Source organism: Leuconostoc sp. JNUCC 76 (genome assembly GCF_053667755.1).
In genome coordinates this window covers 1,893,038-1,911,683 of record NZ_CM132206.1, presented here as the reverse complement: position 1 = coordinate 1,911,683, position 18,646 = coordinate 1,893,038, and the positions used below count along the sequence as shown (strand labels likewise).

Annotated in this window: 19 protein-coding genes and 1 other annotated feature; of the genes, 18 read left to right on the top strand and 1 reads right to left on the bottom strand. The window is 37.7% G+C overall.

Going from position 1 to position 18,646, the window contains the following annotated elements; translation table 11 throughout:
• The first annotated feature begins 88 nt into the window (after positions 1 to 88).
• The 11 genes from JNUCC76_RS09645 (at position 89) to JNUCC76_RS09595 (ending at position 9,585) form a co-directional block, all read left to right on the top strand.
• Positions 89 to 229: a teichoic acid D-Ala incorporation-associated protein DltX gene (locus JNUCC76_RS09645; protein WP_002815850.1), complete on the top strand. Its 141-nt coding sequence runs from the start codon at positions 89 to 91 to the stop codon at positions 227 to 229.
• A 14-nt stretch (positions 230 to 243) separates the two neighbouring features.
• A complete protein-coding gene (gene dltA, locus JNUCC76_RS09640) occupies positions 244 to 1,773 on the top strand; it encodes a D-alanine--poly(phosphoribitol) ligase subunit DltA (RefSeq protein WP_454154401.1) in 1,530 nt (509 codons plus the stop codon).
• The gene (gene dltB, locus JNUCC76_RS09635; RefSeq protein ID WP_454154399.1) at positions 1,766 to 2,974 is read left to right on the top strand and encodes a D-alanyl-lipoteichoic acid biosynthesis protein DltB; all 1,209 of its coding nucleotides are present in this window, start codon (positions 1,766 to 1,768) and stop codon (positions 2,972 to 2,974) included. Before dltA ends, dltB begins: the two co-directional genes overlap by 8 nt.
• 70 nt (positions 2,975 to 3,044) lie before the next feature.
• Positions 3,045 to 3,281 (top strand): D-alanine--poly(phosphoribitol) ligase subunit DltC, encoded by a 237-nt coding sequence (gene dltC, locus JNUCC76_RS09630; RefSeq protein WP_010292689.1) that lies wholly within the window; start codon positions 3,045 to 3,047, stop codon positions 3,279 to 3,281.
• A gap of 4 nt (positions 3,282 to 3,285) precedes the next feature.
• Positions 3,286 to 4,572, top strand: coding sequence for a D-alanyl-lipoteichoic acid biosynthesis protein DltD (dltD, locus tag JNUCC76_RS09625; protein ID WP_454154396.1), 1,287 nt, complete (start codon positions 3,286 to 3,288; stop codon positions 4,570 to 4,572).
• A 70-nt stretch (positions 4,573 to 4,642) separates the two neighbouring features.
• Entirely contained in the window at positions 4,643 to 5,053 is a 411-nt protein-coding gene (gene acpS / locus JNUCC76_RS09620; RefSeq protein WP_002815841.1) for a holo-ACP synthase, read from the top strand.
• Entirely contained in the window at positions 5,050 to 6,171 is a 1,122-nt protein-coding gene (gene alr, locus JNUCC76_RS09615; protein ID WP_454154394.1) for an alanine racemase, read from the top strand. Before acpS ends, alr begins: the two co-directional genes overlap by 4 nt.
• 38 nt (positions 6,172 to 6,209) lie before the next feature.
• Positions 6,210 to 6,575 (top strand): type II toxin-antitoxin system PemK/MazF family toxin, encoded by a 366-nt coding sequence (locus tag JNUCC76_RS09610; protein WP_002815839.1) that lies wholly within the window; start codon positions 6,210 to 6,212, stop codon positions 6,573 to 6,575.
• Positions 6,576 to 6,655: 80 nt separating this feature from the next.
• Positions 6,656 to 7,357: a response regulator transcription factor gene (locus JNUCC76_RS09605; RefSeq protein ID WP_454154391.1), complete on the top strand. Its 702-nt coding sequence runs from the start codon at positions 6,656 to 6,658 to the stop codon at positions 7,355 to 7,357.
• On the top strand, positions 7,338 to 8,636 hold the full coding sequence (locus JNUCC76_RS09600) for a sensor histidine kinase (RefSeq protein WP_454154389.1): 1,299 nt from the start codon (positions 7,338 to 7,340) through the stop codon (positions 8,634 to 8,636). The genes JNUCC76_RS09605 and JNUCC76_RS09600 overlap by 20 nt, the downstream gene beginning before the upstream one ends.
• Positions 8,637 to 8,727: 91 nt before the next feature.
• Positions 8,728 to 9,585 (top strand): S1C family serine protease, encoded by an 858-nt coding sequence (locus tag JNUCC76_RS09595; protein ID WP_454154387.1) that lies wholly within the window; start codon positions 8,728 to 8,730, stop codon positions 9,583 to 9,585.
• Between the two features lie 94 nt (positions 9,586 to 9,679).
• On the opposite strand, the gene JNUCC76_RS09590 is transcribed toward JNUCC76_RS09595, so the two are convergent.
• The gene (locus JNUCC76_RS09590) at positions 9,680 to 10,006 is read right to left on the bottom strand and encodes a thioredoxin family protein (RefSeq protein ID WP_454154385.1); all 327 of its coding nucleotides are present in this window, start codon (positions 10,004 to 10,006) and stop codon (positions 9,680 to 9,682) included.
• A gap of 155 nt (positions 10,007 to 10,161) precedes the next feature.
• Positions 10,162 to 10,462: a binding site (T-box leader), on the top strand.
• Between the two features lie 54 nt (positions 10,463 to 10,516).
• Here JNUCC76_RS09590 and JNUCC76_RS09585 point away from each other — a divergent pair.
• The 7 genes from JNUCC76_RS09585 to JNUCC76_RS09555 all read left to right on the top strand — a co-directional run bounded on the left by JNUCC76_RS09585 (position 10,517) and on the right by JNUCC76_RS09555 (position 18,572).
• Positions 10,517 to 11,434 carry a homoserine O-succinyltransferase gene (locus tag JNUCC76_RS09585; RefSeq protein WP_454154383.1) on the top strand — a complete coding sequence of 306 codons (918 nt, stop codon included), beginning with the start codon at positions 10,517 to 10,519 and terminating at the stop codon, positions 11,432 to 11,434.
• The gene (locus tag JNUCC76_RS09580) at positions 11,431 to 12,540 is read left to right on the top strand and encodes a trans-sulfuration enzyme family protein (protein ID WP_454154381.1); all 1,110 of its coding nucleotides are present in this window, start codon (positions 11,431 to 11,433) and stop codon (positions 12,538 to 12,540) included. Before JNUCC76_RS09585 ends, JNUCC76_RS09580 begins: the two co-directional genes overlap by 4 nt.
• Positions 12,537 to 13,676, top strand: a complete 1,140-nt coding sequence (locus tag JNUCC76_RS09575) for a trans-sulfuration enzyme family protein (protein WP_454154379.1) — start codon at positions 12,537 to 12,539, stop codon at positions 13,674 to 13,676. Before JNUCC76_RS09580 ends, JNUCC76_RS09575 begins: the two co-directional genes overlap by 4 nt.
• A gap of 51 nt (positions 13,677 to 13,727) precedes the next feature.
• Positions 13,728 to 14,855, top strand: coding sequence for a vitamin B12 independent methionine synthase (locus tag JNUCC76_RS09570; RefSeq protein ID WP_454154377.1), 1,128 nt, complete (start codon positions 13,728 to 13,730; stop codon positions 14,853 to 14,855).
• A 201-nt stretch (positions 14,856 to 15,056) separates the two neighbouring features.
• Positions 15,057 to 15,533, top strand: a complete 477-nt coding sequence (locus JNUCC76_RS09565) for an S-ribosylhomocysteine lyase (protein WP_002815828.1) — start codon at positions 15,057 to 15,059, stop codon at positions 15,531 to 15,533.
• A 425-nt stretch (positions 15,534 to 15,958) separates the two neighbouring features.
• Positions 15,959 to 17,086, top strand: a complete 1,128-nt coding sequence (locus JNUCC76_RS09560) for a 5-methyltetrahydropteroyltriglutamate--homocysteine S-methyltransferase (RefSeq protein WP_454154375.1) — start codon at positions 15,959 to 15,961, stop codon at positions 17,084 to 17,086.
• Between the two features lie 193 nt (positions 17,087 to 17,279).
• Positions 17,280 to 18,572, top strand: coding sequence for an O-acetylhomoserine aminocarboxypropyltransferase/cysteine synthase family protein (locus JNUCC76_RS09555; RefSeq protein ID WP_454154373.1), 1,293 nt, complete (start codon positions 17,280 to 17,282; stop codon positions 18,570 to 18,572).
• Positions 18,573 to 18,646 lie beyond the last annotated feature (74 nt).

Sequence of the window (18,646 nt, the reverse complement as noted above, 5' to 3'; positions counted from 1 at the left end):
TATAATATAGTTCATTATATTATTGACGATACTTTAAAGTTAAATTTAATAACTTTTAAAGAGACAATTTATACGGGGGTTACTGCGAATGTTAAAGCATTTTTTCCAACATCCAGTTATTAATTTTGTTGGGCGCACTGTTTTTTATTTCTTAATCATTCTATCACTTTTGTACTTATACGGCTATTCTGGCGTTGGGGAAGGACATTTTCTTTATAATGAATTTTAAATGGGGGAGCACACATGATTGATAATGTGTTAAAACAGGTTGATCTCATCGCGACAACGCAGCCTAAAAAAGTTGCGTATGATGAATTGGGAGAAAAGCATACTTATGAACAGCTGAAAAAAGCATCTGATAATTTAGCTCATGCTTTAGATGAGCTAAATTTGCCGAAAAAAGCGCCAGTTATGGTATATGGTGGGCAGCAATTTGAAATGGTTGCAAGTTTCTTAGGTAGTGCTAAATCAGGACATGCCTATATTCCGGTTGATGTTAATTCAGCAGAGGAAAGATTGACAGATATTATTGAAATTGCTAAGCCTGCAGTGATATTAGCCATTGATGAGTTACCAACATCAATTTCAGATATTCTAATAATTGATAAAGAACATCTTGATCGTATACTTTCTACGAATGTTTCTTATGAATTGACACATTCTGTTAAAGACGATGATAATTTTTATATTATTTTCACTTCTGGGACAACAGGGCGTCCAAAGGGCGTTCAAATTTCACATCGTAATTTACTAAGTTTTACTAATTGGATGATTGGCGACACATTTGATTGGCAAGAAGGCAGCAATGTGTTATCACAGCCACCATATTCTTTTGATTTATCAGTGATGGATTGGGTCCCCACTATTGTTACGGGCGGGACTTTGAAAGCATTACCCAAATCAGTAGCTGAGGATTTTAAACTATTATTTGCTACTTTACCAAAGTTAGATCTAACTACATGGGTGTCGACACCATCATTTGCTGATGTTGCTCTCTTGGATCCAGAATTTAATCAAGCGAACAATCCAAATTTGAAGGCCTTTTTGTTTTGTGGCGAAGTATTAACACGAACGACAGCCGAGAAATTACTAGCGCGCTTTCCAAAGGTAAAAATATACAATACGTATGGGCCGACGGAAGCCACAGTTGCTGTTTCAAGTATACGCATTACTAAGAAAATCATCGAAAACTACGATAAAATGCCAATTGGTTACGTAAAGGAAGATACGGCAATTAGTATTCAAGATAGCGATGACCAAGAAGTTTCTTTAGGGGGAAAAGGTGAAATTATTATTTCAGGCCCTTCAGTTTCCAAAGGTTATTTGAACAACCCTGAAAAAACAAATGCCGCTTTCACGAAATTTAACGGTGAACAAGCGTATAAAACTGGTGATTTAGCAACAATTGATGAAAATGGTTTGTTGCATTATAAAGGACGTAGTGATTTTCAAATAAAATTACATGGATTCCGAATTGAATTGGAAGAAGTTGCGCAACAACTACAACAAAGTCAATGGATAGAACAAGTGGTCGCTGTGCCACGTTATGACGCTGATGGTAAAGTTAAGCAGTTATTGGCCGTTGTAGTGCCTAAAGAAAATGATTTTTCTAAACCTATGTTGTTAACAAATGCAATTAAAGATGACATGAAAGACATTATGATGCCTTATATGATGCCGAGTCGATTTATATATCGTGAGTCAATGCCATTGACACCGAATGGTAAAATTGATTTAAAAGGGTTGATTACTGAGGTGAACGGCAATGCTTAATCTACAACCTTATGCAGATCCGCAGTACTTCATTATTTTGTTGTTGGCACTAGTGCCTCTAGCCATCGGTTTATACTTTGGGAAGCGTCTAGCTTGGTATGAAGTATTGGTCTCACTTGTCTTTATTTTCTTGATGTTTGATGGTGAGAAATACCATGAAGGTATTGCATTAATTATCTACATGATTTGGCAATGGCTGCTTGTTTGGACCTATACTTTGTATCGTAAAAAGTACAACCAAACTTGGGTGTTTTATGTCACAACTATTTTAGCTATCTTGCCGCTAGTATTAATTAAGGTTGCGCCAGTTACTAATTGGTTGCAAGTGACAACCTTACTCGGATTCATGGGTATTTCGTATTTGACATTCCGTTCAGTTGGTATGGTGATGGAAATACGTGATGGTTCGATTCAAGAATTTAAGCCTTGGTTTTTCCTGCGCTTCATGCTGTTCATGCCAACAATTTCGTCAGGTCCTATTGATCGGTACCGTCGTTTTGTGAAAGATGTTGAGAAAGCACCGACACGTGATAAGTATCTAGAAATGCTTGGCAAAGCTGTCAAATATCTTTTCATTGGTTTTTTGTATAAATTCATCGTGTCTCATGTTTTGGGAACTGTATTAATGCCAAATGTTGAGCATATGGCGATTGTTTCTGCACATGCTCAAGGCGGATGGTCATGGTGGATTATAGCGTATATGTATATTTACGGTTTGAATTTGTTTTTTGACTTTGCAGGGTATTCCATGTTCGCTGTAGCAACTGGGTATGTGATGGGGATTGAAGTGCCAATGAACTTTAATTTACCATTTTTGTCCAGAAACTTAAAAGAATTTTGGAATCGTTGGCATATGACTTTATCATTTTGGTTCCGTGACTTTGTCTTTATGAGACTCGTGTTTCTGATGATGAAGAAAAAGTGGTTTAAAAGTCGAGTCACAACCTCAAACGTGGCTTATATCATTAATATGTTGATTATGGGATTTTGGCACGGATTGAAATGGTACTATATCGCTTATGGCTTGTTTCATGGTGTTGGTCTTGTTATTAATGATATGTGGTTACGATATAAGAAAAAACATCATGTACCGCATAATAAGTTTACGAATGCGTTAGCGATTGTGATAACATTCAACGTAGTAATGATTAGTTTCTTATTATTCAGTGGTTTGTTGGACAAAATCTGGTTCCAAGGTTAATGTAATGGAAACAAATGGAAAGTAATAGTTATTATATAAATAATAGTATTAGAAATCGAGGAAAAGAATAATGGACTTGAAAGAACAAATAGTAGAAATCTTAAACACAATTATTGGTGAAGACATTTCTGATCAAATGGACGATGATTTTTTTGAGAATGGGTTGCTAGATTCAATGGCGACGGTGGAATTGTTGCTTGATTTAGAAAGTAAGTTCAATATTCAAGCACCTGTTTCTGAATTTAATCGCGATGAATGGAATACACCAAACAAGGTAGTTGCCAAAGTTGAATCATTGATTGGATAAAAAAATGCTGAAAAAACGGGGGCTATGGTGGATATTTGGTCCAGTAATCTTGGCATTCGTCATGGTTACTGCACTATTTTTGGCACCATTTTCATTAAATTATTTATCAAATAAAGATATTCAAAAAGCGTCTGTGTCATTTTCTAAAAACGTTTTTAAAGGCGAAAGTGTCAAAATGGCGGCCTTCAGTAATTCAAAGACAAATTATGTGCCTTTCTTTGGGTCAAGCGAACTTCTCCGTTTGGATACAATGCATCCATCGGTGTTGGCGGCAAAGTATAAGCGTAATTATCAACCATTTTTGCTTGGTCAGGCTGGAACAGAATCTCTTTCGCATTACTTGGGGATGCAAGAAATGACACCGGCTTTGCATAAAAAACAGGCGGTATTTATTATTTCGCAACAGTGGTTTACCAAACGTGATAGTAAGTGGGCATTTCCACAGTTTTATTCACCGTTGCAGACTGTTAACTGGTTGCGAAACATTAAGACAATTAGTGCAACTGATCGATTTATTGCGAAACGATTATTGGAACAAAAACAAATTAGTGATAATAGCTTTTATGCTCGTCTCATTACGAAGATTAAAAATAATGAACCTTTGTCAGAAACTGATCAGAGCTTGTTAATGTTACGAAATAGAATGTTATTGCGCGAAGACCAACTATTCTCAAATTTTAAAGTATCTAATAATTGGGATAAGCAAGTTGAGCCAGCACTAAAGTCGTTACCAAAAACTGATAATATATCGTTGTTAGAGCGGGAAGCGATGAGAGTTGCGAAGAAGCAAACTGGTAATAATAAATTTGGCATAAAAAACTCATTTTTCAAAATGCGAGTCAAACCAAGTTTGAAGAAGCTGGAGAACTCTCAAAGTCATTTTGATTACCGACAGTCTGATGAGTATTCTGATTTTCAGGCTGTATTACAAGAGTTTGCAAAAGAGCATACTGACGTTTTGTTCATTATTCAGCCTGTTAATAAAAAATGGTCAAAGTATACTGGGCTGAGTACAAAAAGATATTATCAGAGTGTGGATAAAGTAAAAAAACAGTTACAGTCACAAGGCTTTAACCAAATTGCTGATTTTTCTCATGATGGTGGACATAAGTACTTTATGCAGGACACCATTCATATGGGATGGCGAGGCTGGGTAGCTGCTGATACGAAGATAAAGCCTTTTTTTGCACGAGGTTATCAAGAACCAACATATCATATCAATGATAATTATCTATCCAAAAAATGGCAAAATTTGATACCAACAGACACAAATCTTAAAAACTTTAAATAATAAGGGTCAAAAAGGTTAAGTGTAGGCAAAAAAACTTTGTCAACACTTGACCTTTTGTTACAATAGAACCATGATTATAGGAATTGGAAATGACACAGAAGCGATCAGTCGAGTTGCAGAAATAGTCGAGCGTCAGAAGAGTTTTATAACACTCATTTTAACGCCGGCAGAACGTGCTGCAGCGGCTGAGCGAAAAGGTAAGCATCAAAACGAATATATTGCCGGACGTTTCTCTGCCAAAGAGGCTTTTTCAAAAGCTACCGGCTATGGAATCGGTGAGAAAGTTCAGTGGCAAGATATTGAAATTTTAAATGAGCCAAATGGTCGACCTGTAATGAAAGTGAAAAACTTCCCCTATCACACCTATGTTGCAATCACACATAGCGGTGATCAAGTGAATACGGTTGTTGTTATTGAACGTTTGACGCTGCTGGAAAAAATGAGTATAAAGCTGTTTCCTAAACGAGGAGTATTATCATGACAGACAATGATATATTATGTTTACGGCCGACATGGCTAGATATTGATTTAAAGGCAATTCAAACAAATGCTAAATTAATTATGAAGCACGCGGGCGCACAGAGATTGATTGCTGTGGTTAAAGCCAATGCTTACGGACACGGTGCAAAACAAGTTGTGGGGGCGTTACTTGAGGTGGGTGTCTATGATTTTGCGGTAGCGACGATCGGTGAAGGTGTTGAACTACGTAAATATTATCCCCAAGCAAAAATAAATATTTTTCTGCTTGGTGTCCAAGATGTTGCCCAAACAGAAGTTATGGTGGAAAATCGTTTATCACCAGCTGTTGGAACGATTGAATGGCTCGATGAGGCAGTAAATTACATCAAAGACGGTCAGAAGCTAGATGTTCAATTGGCTGTTGATACTGGTATGGGGCGAATGGGTGCTCATTCAGCAAGTGCTGTTGAAGACATGTATCATCTGATTCAAAGTACTGAAAAGTTTCGATTGGCTGGTGTGTTTACTCATTTTGCCACAGCTGATGATAATAATCAAAACTATTATGATGAACAAGTTCAGCGTTTTTACCAATGGGTACAATCGGCTGGTATTCCTAAACAGTACTGGCATTTAGCAAATTCAGGGTCTGCGATTTGGCATCATGATGAAATTTATACGAATACGATCCGGGTAGGTTCTGTGCTTTATGGGTATAATCCGGGTGCCCCCGAAAAAGAAATGCCTTTACCCTTAGAACCAGCCCTACAATTGAAATCAAAGTTGGGTTCAGTACATCAGCTAAAAACTGGTGAATCAGTAAGTTACGGTGCAATGTATACGGCAGAGAAGCCACAATGGATAGCTACTTTGCCTATTGGTTACGCAGATGGCTATTTGCGTCGCATGAGTGGTATGAAAGTCTTGGTCGATGGACATATTGAACATGTAATTGGACGTGTCACAATGGACCAGATTGTGATAACATTAAATCAGAAATACCCTGTTGGGAAAACTGTTACTTTGGTTGGCTTTGAAGGTGAGAATCAAATATCGGTGGAAGAGGTTGCGGAATATGCTCAGACGATTCCGCATGAAATACTAACAAATTTTGGTGCTCGTTTGCCTAGAATTTATTAAAAAGCGTCTAACGGCGCGTACATAGAAGTGAGAATATTATGACAGAAGAACATCAAGCAGTTATGCGTGGTGACGTATTTTACGCCGATTTAAAGCAAGGAATAGGATCTGAGCAGGCTGGTGTACGGCCCGTTTTAATCATTCAAAATGATGTAGGAAATGCCAATTCACCTACAACTATTGTCGCTGCGATAACGTCTCAAATTTCTAAACCAAAATTGCCGACACATGTACTATTACCTGAACATATGAGCGGTATGAAAAGAGACTCCGTCATTTTAGCAGAGCAAGTGCGAACTATAGATAAACGCCGCTTACGTGACAAAATTGCACATATAAATGCTTCTTCAAATGAAATGCAACTTGTGGCACATGCTTTGCGGATTAGTGTGGGGTTGAAGTGAAGTTGTCAGTATATTTAACTTATTTTTAACCTACAATTTGTATAATAAATGTAATAAAACAGGTAAATAGGGATATAAAAATGTCAAAAGCAATTAAAATACTACTAATCGAAGATGATGTCAATCTAGCAGATAATGTTGTTGGTTTTTTGCAGGACTTTGCAGATATCAATGCTGTTACAGATGGACTTGATGGTGAATTTGAGGCGCAAGAAGTACCATATGACTTGATTATTTCTGACCTCATGCTACCTGGCGAAACTGGCTTAGAGTTGATCAAAAATTTGCGCGCTAATGATGTTGAAACGCCAGTTTTGATTTTAACAGCAAAAACTTCACTGGATGATAAAATAGAGGGTTTCAATGTTGGTGCTGATGATTATTTAACGAAACCCTTTCATCGAGAAGAATTACTTGTTCGTGTAAAAGCACTTTTGCGCCGTTCGGGAGTCTATTCTGAGGATAATACGCTAGCGGTTGGGGATGTGATGATTAACCTAGAAAATCGTGGTGTGCAAGTGCATGGTCAACCGGTTAAATTGGTTGGTAAAGAATTTGATATTTTAACTTATCTTGCACAAAATAAAAATATTATTGTCACTCGTGATCAAATTTTTGATCGCGTATGGGGTATTGATTCAGATACGACAATTAACGTTGTTAATATTTATTTAAATAACTTACGTCGAAAATTAGAAGCCGTTGGACAAAACAATTTAATTAAGACCTTACGTAATATAGGGTTTATTCTAGAGGTAGAGGATGCCGAACGCAATCAATAAAAAGCAACAAGTACGTGGATTTATCTGGCTACTCGCCAGCTTTTTTGTTATATTTTCAATTTTAGCTAGTGTCATTTTCGTATCATACACTCGAACGGTCTTTAACAGTGCGGATTCTGCAATCAATCAGACGCTTTCGATGTATGATAGTAATGGTTTACTTTCAACTTCTGACAAGGTCGTCAAGAAGCCACAACCTTTGTATAATAATACTAGTACGCGAACAGAAACATGGCTATTTGACAAAAATGGTAAATTGATAATTGATAGTAATACAGAGGAGACTCGTCAAGCAGCTTTGCAAAAAGCACTGCAGCAAGCTATCAAATTTGATAAAACAACAATGACGGTTAAACCCCATACTTATAAATTTTATGGTAATTATTACCGAATCATTGGTTTTCAGTTCAAGAAAAATGCCGCTAAAGGTTATAATCAAATTGCAGTCCATGGTATGGTGACGGTTAATGTTACAGACACTATGGATAACTTGAATAATTTTAAGAAAGTATTGTTCTGGTCCTTTGGTCTCTTTGGTATTTTGTTAGTGATAGTATCGTACTTAATTGCTCGGCGAAATATGAAACCAATATTAAAATCTTGGCAACAACAACAAGACTTCGTTAACAATGCGGCTCATGAATTACGGACACCTATGGCCGTCATTCAAGGTAAGCTAGAGACAATGCTGACAAAACCGGAATCAACAGTTCGTGAACAGTCGAATGCTATTATTTTATCGCTGTCTGAAGTGCGACGGTTAAATTCGTTAACAAATAATATGTTAACGTTAGCAAAAACGGGTTCTAATATGACGACCATTGAAAAAGAATCAACGGATATCAAGCAATTCTTAGAAAACATTATCACACCATACCAAGAAATGGCAGAGTTTGAAGAGAAAGCTGTAACACTCGAGGTTGATGTAAATCAAGCGATTTTTATAGATCAGAAACGAATTCATCAGTTATTAGTTTTGTTACTTGATAACGCATTGAAGTACTCAGATGCTGGTGCGACAATTGCTGTGAAAGCAGGTATTGAAAAGAAAAAATTTGTCCTCACCATTGCTGATACCGGTCGAGGAATTAGTGATGAAGCTAAAAAACATGTCTTCGATCGTTTCTATCGCGAAGATAAAACTGGTAATCGTCAAACTGGTGGTACCGGACTTGGATTATCGATTGCTGAGTGGGTAGTTCATGCTCACGGTGGTAAAATAACAGTTGCAGATAATCAGCCGCAAGGTACTGTTTTTAAAGTCAATTTACCCCTTTAATGTTTAATTTACTTTATGCTATTATTATGAACATAATAGGGTGTGGATTTTGTCAGAAAAGCAATAATGTACATGGATGAAAGGGCGAGTTATGAAAAAGCATTCTTTAATTATCGTTGCTATAGTTTCGGCATTGGTAGCAAGTTTTGTTGTCTATTCTGGATTACAACCAGATTCTTGGTTCCAGCAACGTACAAATACAACAAAAACAAGCAACTCAGTTGGCACAACAACTGTTGCCAAAACAGCTTACACAAGTAGTGACACGGCAACAACAGCTTATAATAAAGTGAAAAACGCTGTGGTTACTGTTCAGAATTTACAGAAAACATCATCAAGCAATAGTTGGTCATCATATTTCCAGCAAAATCAGCAAGATAGCAGTTCTGAATTGGAAACAGCATCAGAAGGTTCAGGTGTTATTTATAAAATTTCTGGTGGCTATGCGTATATTATTACTAATAATCACGTCGTAGCTGATTCTGATGAATTACAACTAATTACCGCTAGCGGTAAAAAAATTCAAGCCACTATCGTTGGCACAGATTCAAGCAAAGACTTGGCTCTATTAAAGGCAAAAACCACAGATATCAAAACATCAGCGTTCTTTGGCAATGCTAAAAAACTGCAGTCTGGTCAACAGGTCTTAGCAATCGGCTCTCCTTTGGGTTCTGATTATGCTACTTCTTTGACTAGCGGTATTGTTTCAGCCCCACGCCGTACACTTTCTGCTGAAGAAACGGGTTCTTCAGCAACTACTGCTATTCAGACAGATGCTGCTATCAATCCTGGTAATTCTGGTGGACCATTGATTAACCTAAAAGGTGAAGTAGTTGGTATTAACTCGTCAAAAATAGCTTCTTCTACGGATGGTACGAGTGTCGAAGGCATGGGATTTGCTATTCCAGCAGATATTGTTCAGACATTTATTAAGAATACCGAAAAGTAGTAACTAGTATATTAATGCAACATAAAAATAGCCCATAAATATCACAAGTTTAGTAATTTCTTGCGATGTTTGTGGGCTATTTTTGGCACTGAAACTAAAGTGTTGAATGATACCAATCTACAATTTCTTTTGGTGTTAGGCGTTCACCGTGTCCGATACGTGAAACTTCTTGTCCATTCTCAAACAAAACAAAAGATGGAATACCACGCATGTTATGTTTTGTTGCGACATCAATATTTTCGTCTCTATCAGCATCAAACCATTCAGCAGTTTGTGTAACTTCATCTTTGATAGTTTGAACAAAAGGCTTTATGGCTTTACAATCGCCACACCAATCTGCAGAAAGAAACATGACATGCCGACCTGGCTTGTTTATATGCTCTTCAACAGCTTCATTTGAGTTATGTGTTGGTTCGTACATAATTTATTCACCTCACTAAATTCTAGTAGAATTGTACCATAAAGTAGTTTCTAATGCTGAATATAAAACCGAGATGAAAGAAGGTATAAGAAAATACCATGAGAAATATTAAAAACTATTGACATATATCAAATTAAAAGTTATAGTAATAGTCAATATAAACGTTGAAAAGATAAGTACATCTTTGAGTCTTAGTTAGAGAGCTCGTGTTTGGTGAAAACGGGTAAGATAATTAGTTGGAAAATGGTCTTGGAGTTTTTCACGGATACGAGCAAGCGGACACTCATATGTGTTACGCGGTAAGTTGAAATCGGGCGTCCCCGTTACTGGACAACGTATAAACCAAAGCTTTCACAGATGTTCTCGACGAAAGTTTTTGGCGTACGTTTGGAGAAGTGTAAGCTGGGAATGTTTACATAAATACCGGGTGGTAACACGTCAATTAACGTCCCGTAGTATCTTTGGATACTACGGGACGTTTTTTATTTCTTAAGAATTTGGAGGGAACGTATGAGTGTTATATTAAATAACGGTTTGTTGAAGCGGGAAAGCTTTGTAATCGGTCGTTTTGAAATATTAGAACCGACTATTAATATACTCTTGGTCAACTTAATGCCCAATCGATTACAAACTGAAAAGCAGTTCACGAGATTATTGAGTCATTTATCTGTGAATGTGCGAGTAACATTTGCAGTACCAAGTCAGCATAAAATTCGCCACGACACGGATGCAATTATGACTAGCTATGTCACACTCAACGACATTTGGCACAAAAAATTCGATGGCATGATCGTTACAGGTGCGCCAGTGGATCGCATGAAATTTGAACAAATTGATTACTGGGATGAATTTCGTCATTTACTGGAATGGCGAAAGACACATGTAACGGAAAGTCTATTTGCATGTTGGGCAGCGTATGGCGCTGGTTATGCAGAGAGAAACTTTCCTGTCAAAGCCTTGTCAGAAAAAATTTCTGGTGTCTTTCAAGCTAGCCAAATTTTTAAACGTCATTCATTATTAAAAGATTTGGAAAACATTAGTATGCCACAATCTCGTTATTTTACGGTACCAAACTTTGGTGTGGCTCGGCGCTTGAAAGTTGCTGGCGATGATATTTTGGGCGCATTCATTTTGAGGGATGAACATGTAAATTCAACCTACATTACTGGCCATTTTGAATACGACACTGAGACCTTAGAGAACGAATATCTTCGTGATATAGCAATTGACCCAAACACAATTAAACCTAAGAACTATTTTTATAATAATAAACCAACCAATATATGGCAGACTTATGCTGAAAAATTTTTTGTAAATTGGGGGGAACTGTTGGTGGAAAAGATGACTTCATCAAGATCAGCAATATCAACATTAAATCAGGAGAGGAATAAGCTCGGTCTAGGGACCTCGCAATGTAAATACTTATGAGCGTTAAAATTGATACATTATTAGCACAGGGCGGTAACGGCAGTGATGACATTAAAACAGGGGCAGTAGTTAGTCCGCTATATTTTTCAACGGCCTATCGACATCCCAATTTGGGTGAATCATCTGGTTTTGACTATGCACGACTACAAACACCCACACGTCAAATATTGGAAGAGCAGTTAGCGGATTTGGAACAGGGCGTTCAGGCATTTGCTACCAGCTCTGGTATGGCAGCAATTGATCTTTTGTTCGTTTCATTGATTAAAAATGGTGATCATTTTGTTACCTCGGATGATCTATATGGTGGCACATATCGCTATTTTGATGCCATTGTTGAACAGAGTGGTGTGAACTATGATGTTTGGAATGGTGTGGATGACATTTCGAGCTTAATTAACGAAGCCACGCGACTTGTTTGGTTGGAAACCCCATCTAATCCAACGATGAAAGTGATTGATATTCAGCAGATAAGTGCAAAAGTAAAAGACATCAATCCCGATATTTTAATTGCTGTTGATAACACTTTCTTAACACCTATTTTTCAACAACCGCTAACACTTGGCGCAGATATTGTCGTTCATTCCGCCACAAAGTATCTTGGTGGACATAATGATATTTTGGCTGGAGCAGTAATTGTTAATAGTGATGTTTTAGCTGAAAAATTAGAAACATCATTAACAACACGTGGTCAAGTTTTAGATTCATTTAGTTCTTGGTTATTGTTACGCAGTCTGAAAACACTGCATCTACGGATGCAACGGCACAATGAAAATGGTCAATATTTGGCCAAAAAATTACCGTGTATTCCCGGTGTAGATAAAGTCTTATATGCTGGTGTTGGTGGAATGTTAAGCTTTTATTTGTCAAAAGATTATGATGTGGATGCCTTCTTGAAAGGATTACAAATCGGGTCTTTTGCAGAAAGCTTGGGTGGCCCAGAAACGCTAATTACGATTCCTGCGGTGCAAACACATCACGATATGAGTCAAGAGCAGCGTGATCACTTGGGTATTACCAACCAATTGGTGCGTGTGAGTGCCGGATTAGAAGATAAAGAGGACCTATTGGCAGATTTAAGACAAGCAGTTGAAGGAGCAAAGAGATGAGTGATTGGACAAATATTATTGATGCAGCAACAACAAATGATCCACTGTCAGGTGCAATTAATACACCGATTCAACTAAGTTCAACCTTTAGTCAAAAATCTTTTGATGAATTTGGAGAATATGACTACGCTCGTTCTGGAAATCCCACTCGTGATGCGGGTGAAAAAGCAGTTGCGCAGCTTGAACATGGAAAGTATGGGTACCTTTTTAGTACTGGAATGGCAGCAATTAGTAGTGTGTTGTTTACCTTATCAGCTGGCGATCATATTGTTGTTAGTAAACATGTTTATGGTGGCACATTTCGAGTTTTAGAAGATGTTTTGCCGCGCTGGGGTATCACACACGACTTTGTTGACTTTAGCGATTTGGCAGCAATCGAGAAGGCTATTAAACCAGAGACCAAAGCATTGTATATTGAAACACCCTCGAACCCAGTTTTGAACATTACTGATATTCGTGCGGTAGTTGGTATCGCCAAGAAACATCAGTTGTTTACTATTGCTGACAATACTTTTTTATCACCATTCTTGCAGAAGCCTTTGGATCTAGGTGTTGATATTGTGGTTCATTCGGCAACAAAGTTTTTGGCAGGACATTCTGATATTCTTGCTGGTGCTGTTGTAGTTAATGATGAAAAGTTAGCAGACCAAATTTATTTTGTTCAAAATGCGGTTGGGGCAACGCTGAGCGTTTTTGATACGTGGCTGTTGTTGCGTGGCATAAAGACACTTGGTGTTCGTATGACACATTCAAGTGAATCAGCGTATAAAATAGCTGAGCATTTAGCGGCACATGAAAAAGTATCAAATGTCCTATACCCAGGGTTAAAAACACATAAAGGCTATGAAATTCATGCTTCACAAGCTAAAAATGGTGGGGCGGTGTTGAGCTTTGATGTAGGAAGTCAAGAAAATGCTAAGAAAGTAGTGGAGTCCTTACATATCCCAGTATTTTCGGTTAGTTTAGGAGCAGTGGAAACAATCATTAGTTACCCGCCAAAAATGAGCCACGCAGAGTTAAATGTTGATGAGTTGGCTAAATGCGGTATTACTCCTGGTTTGTTACGCTTCTCGGTTGGATTAGAGGATGCAGATGATTTGATTGCAGATTTAGATAGTGCATTAGCCTTAATTTAGCTTGATAGATTACTTGTAGGTATTAAAATACCGGTGTTTAAGGAGAAAAACATGACGGCTACAGAAACAAAAAAATTAAATTATCATTTTGATCAAGTGGGATCTTACTTACGTCCAGAAAACCTGAAAAAAGCGCGTGAGCAATACGCACAAGGCGAAATTTCGCACGATGATTTACTAGAGGTTCAATATGATGAAATTAAAAATCTAGTTGATGAACAAGTCAAGGTTGGTCTATCAGCTGTCACTGATGGGGAATTTAACCGTTCATGGTGGCATTTAGACTTTTTAGGTCAACTTGGTGGATTTGAGTTTTATGATCAAAATGACTCGTACAAATTTCACGGTCAAAAAACGCGATCAACTAATGTTCGTTTAAATGGGAAAGTGCATGCTAATTTAGACCATCCATTCTTTAAGGATTTTGAATATTTGAAGTCAGTGACGCCTGAAGGGGTGGAGCCAAAACAAACGATTCCATCACCGAGCTTGATTATTAATCGCGATCACCGTTCTGATTTATGGTCAAAATATTATGATTCATGGTCAGACTTTTTAGACGATTTAGCTCAAGCTTATCATGATACACTGCAGAAGTTCTATGATCTAGGCGCGCGCTATGTACAAATTGATGATACAACTTGGGCATACTTGATAGCGCAATTGAACGCCAATGTTGGCAATCCCGAGGAGCGTGCAAAATTTGAAAAAACAGCAGCCGATGATGTTTATGTAATTAACAAGGCATTGGCTGGCTTACCAGAGGACTTGAAATTAGCAACACACATTTGTCGTGGTAACTTTAAGTCGACTTACTTGTTTGAAGGCGGTTATGAGCCAATTGCAAAATATCTAGGCCAACTTAACTATGATGCCTTTTTCTTAGAATATGATAATGATCGTTCGGGTGGATTTGAGCCTTTGAAAGAAATATACAATAATCGTCAAAATGTTGAAATTGTATTAGGACTGTTAACTTCTAAGTCAGCAGATTTGGAAGATGTTGATGAAGTCGTTGCCAGAATTGACGAGGCAGCCAACTATGTGCCTAAGTCTAACTTGGCTCTGTCAACACAATGTGGATTTTCTTCAACGGAAGAGGGAAATATCTTAACGATTCCTGATCAATGGAAAAAATTAGCGTTGATCAAACATATTGCTGATGAGGAACTTGCTTGAGAATGAACACATGTGTTAACAATCACACCTGTAAAATGTTAATATAATAATAACCGCGGCTAAAAATAAAGATCAAAAGACAGATAAAATGTTGGCAACGTTGTACCGCGCAAAAACGTTCCAACAGTATGTCACTAAGAAGCAGTATGGCATAAAGACGCAAGTCATTAAGCCACTATCTTATCTTGAAGGAGAAAAATAATGTCAGAAACAGTTGTTGAAAGTTTTACTTTGGATCATACAAAGGTTAAGGCACCGTATGTGCGTGTGATTGAAACACAAGCTGGTCCTAATGGCGGCAGCATTACAAACTACGACTTGCGTTTAACACAGCCTAATGAAACATCTATTGAAACGGGTGGATTACACACATTGGAACACTTATTTGCGGGTCTTGTTCGTGATGAAATTGATGGCATTATTGATATGTCACCGTTTGGATGCCGTACTGGATTCCATGTTATCTCATGGGTGAACTATGATTCGGAAACGTTAGCTAAAGTTTTCAAAAAAGTATTGGAAAAAATTGTCAGTGATGAAGTAACAGAGGTACCGGCAGCAGAAATCGAAAGTTGTGGTAACTATAAAGATCATAGCTTACATTCAGCTAAGGAATGGGCAAAAATCATCTTGGCACAAGGCATTTCCAGTGATGCGTTCGAACGTAAAATTGTTTAACGTTTAATGAAAAAAGTATTGACAAATTATTATAATATAGTATGATTATTTTAACAAAGAAAAGATAAGTAGTGTTGGAGCGTTAGAAAGAGAGTTTACGTTTGGTGAAAGTAGACATCGCGAACACATGAAAATGGTCTTGGAGTTACTGTTATTGCGAACGCACGCTGATTCATTTGTTGAAACGACGCAAGCGATAACCGGGAGAGCCCGATATAGCGACATCAATTCTCAATATTATGTACAGATGTTCTCGAAGCATAATAAAGATGATTGATATTGAGGTGTGTAGGCTTTTTGTCGACACATAAACACCGGGTGGTAACACGACGAGTCGTCCCGCAGTCTAAATTAATTAGACTGCGGGACTTTTTTGTTGTTTTGTAACCACTGCTAAAATGCGAAAAAGTACAAGGGGAAAAATTATGACAACACAGACACTAAAGGCATTAGGATTTCAACATGTTGGTTCATTTCTACGACCAGCTGAATTAAAACAAGCACGGCAAGATTTTGAAGCTGGTAAATTGACACAAGAAGAACTTGAAGGTGTTGAAAATTCAACGATTGCACATTTGGTTGACCAACAAGTGGCTGCTGGAATAGCAGTAGTAACAGATGGCGAATTCCGCCGTTCATATTGGCATTTGGATAATTTCTGGGGATTTGGTGGTGTTGAAAGATTAAGCTACGGAGAAGGCTACTTCTTTGCTCATGAGGAAACACGTGATGATTCAGCACGTTTAAATGGTAAATTGAGCTTTGATGCTAATGTACACCCATTTATTAAACATTTTAAGTTTCTCAAAGCACTTGCTGATGAAGCGGGCGTAGAGGCCAAAATTACAATTCCGGCGCCATCTCAATTTTATGCGGAACTAGTTCGTGGTACAAATGCTGATGTTGTATCGAACTTCTATGATTCTGACGAAGAATTTTTTGCAGATATTAAGCGTGTTTATCATGAAGAGATTCTTGCATTGTATGAAGCAGGTGCTAAAACAGTTCAATTAGATGACTGTACATGGGGTATGTTAGTAGATGCTGATTTCTGGGAAAAAATGGCTGGATCAGGCTTTGATGTTAAACAACTAAAGGCGCTGTATTTGGACTTGAACAATGGTGCAATTGCTAACTTGCCAGAAGATTTAACCATTAACACACATATTTGTCGTGGAAATTACCATTCAGATTGGGCAGCTTCTGGTGGTTATGAAGCTGTTGCTGATGAATTATTTGGTCAAGAAAATGTATCAAGTTACTTCCTAGAATATGATTCAGAACGAGCAGGTGGCTTTGAACCATTGGCTAAAGTATCAGGGGATAAAAAAGTTGTTCTCGGCTTGATTACAACTAAAACAGGTGAATTAGAAAAGAAGGAAGACGTTATTAAGCGAATCCATGAAGCGGAAACATATTTGCCATTGGATCGTTTATGGTTGTCAACACAATGCGGATTCGCTTCTACTGAAGAAGGTAATATTTTAACAGAAGAACAACAATGGGCTAAGTTAGCGCTCGTTAAAGAAATCCTCGATGAAGTTTGGGGATAGATGAATGCATCATATATGATGTGATATTTATAGGGAATAGAAAAATGCAAGCAACAGCGCCTAATCGATTTTTTGAGACAACACGAGCATTAAGTACACTTCTTGGTTGTGGTTTAGTGCAAACACGAATGTGGTATCAGTAATAATTTTATTAAATGTTGCATAAAAATAACTTACTTGAGGAAAATACTCTATGACTAATCCAGAAAAAAAATACGCATTTGAAACACTACAACTTCATGCTGGCCAAGAAGAGCCAGATTCAGCGACAGGTGCTCGTGCTGTACCAATTTATCAGACAACTTCTTTTGTCTTTAAGGATGCTAAACAAGCTGCTGGGCGATTTGCTTTAACGGATGCTGGCAATATTTATGGGCGTTTAACCAATCCAACAAATTCAGCTTTTGAAGCAAGAGTTGCAGCGCTCGAAGGTGGTACGGCGGCTATATCGCTAGCTTCTGGTGCAGCTGCAATTACTGCAGCAATATTGAATGTTGCTGGAGCTGGCGATCATATTGTTGCCGCATCAACGCTATATGGTGGCACAGTCGAGTTGTTTTCAGAAACATTGAAGAAATTATCTATTGATACAACATTTGTTGACCCAGATGATCCTGAAAATTTTGAAAAGGCCATTCAAGATAATACAAAAGTTATTTTTTTCGAAAGCTTAGGAAATCCGAAAATAAATATTGTTGATTTTGAAGCCGTTGCAGCAATTGCGAAAAAACATGGTATTATTTCTATTGTGGATTCTACTTTTGCAACACCATTTTTGACTCGTCCGCTGGAATATGGCATTGATGTAGTTGTTCATTCAGCTACTAAGTTTATTGGTGGACATGGTACAACGTTAGGTGGAGTAGTGATTGAAAAAGGAGATTTTGATTATGAGGCTTCAGGACGCTACCCTGATTTCACCACGCCAACACCTTCGTACAATGGTATTGTTTGGGCTGATCTAAAAGGAGGCGCATTTGTAACTAAAATTCGTGCAGAACATTTACGTGATACAGGTGCAACATTATCACCACAATCAGCGTTTTATCTGTTGCAAGGACTAGAGACATTATCTTTGCGTGTTGAGCGCCATGTAGAAAACACACGTAAAATTGTTTCTTACTTGAACAATAATGATAAAGTGGCTTGGGTCAGTTATCCAGAATTAGATGATTCTCCATACAAGCCACTCGCTGACAAATACTTTAAGAATGGTGTTGGATCGATTTTCACATTTGGCTTAAAAGCTGGCGAAGCTGGTGCAGAAACATTGATAAATAACTTAGATATCTTCTCGTTACTGGCTAATGTTGGGGATGCTAAGTCTTTGATTATTCATCCAAAATCAACAACACACGCCCAGTTAAATGATGAGCAGTTGCAAGCAGCAGGTATTACACCGGATTTGATACGTATTTCAATTGGTATTGAAAATGTAGATGATTTAATTAACGCTTTAGACGAAGCGTTATCATATGTTAAATAAGTAGCGTTTACTACTGTGGGAGAGATGTAACAGCATTTAATAGTGGTTATTGCTTTTATAAAGTCATAGGCATG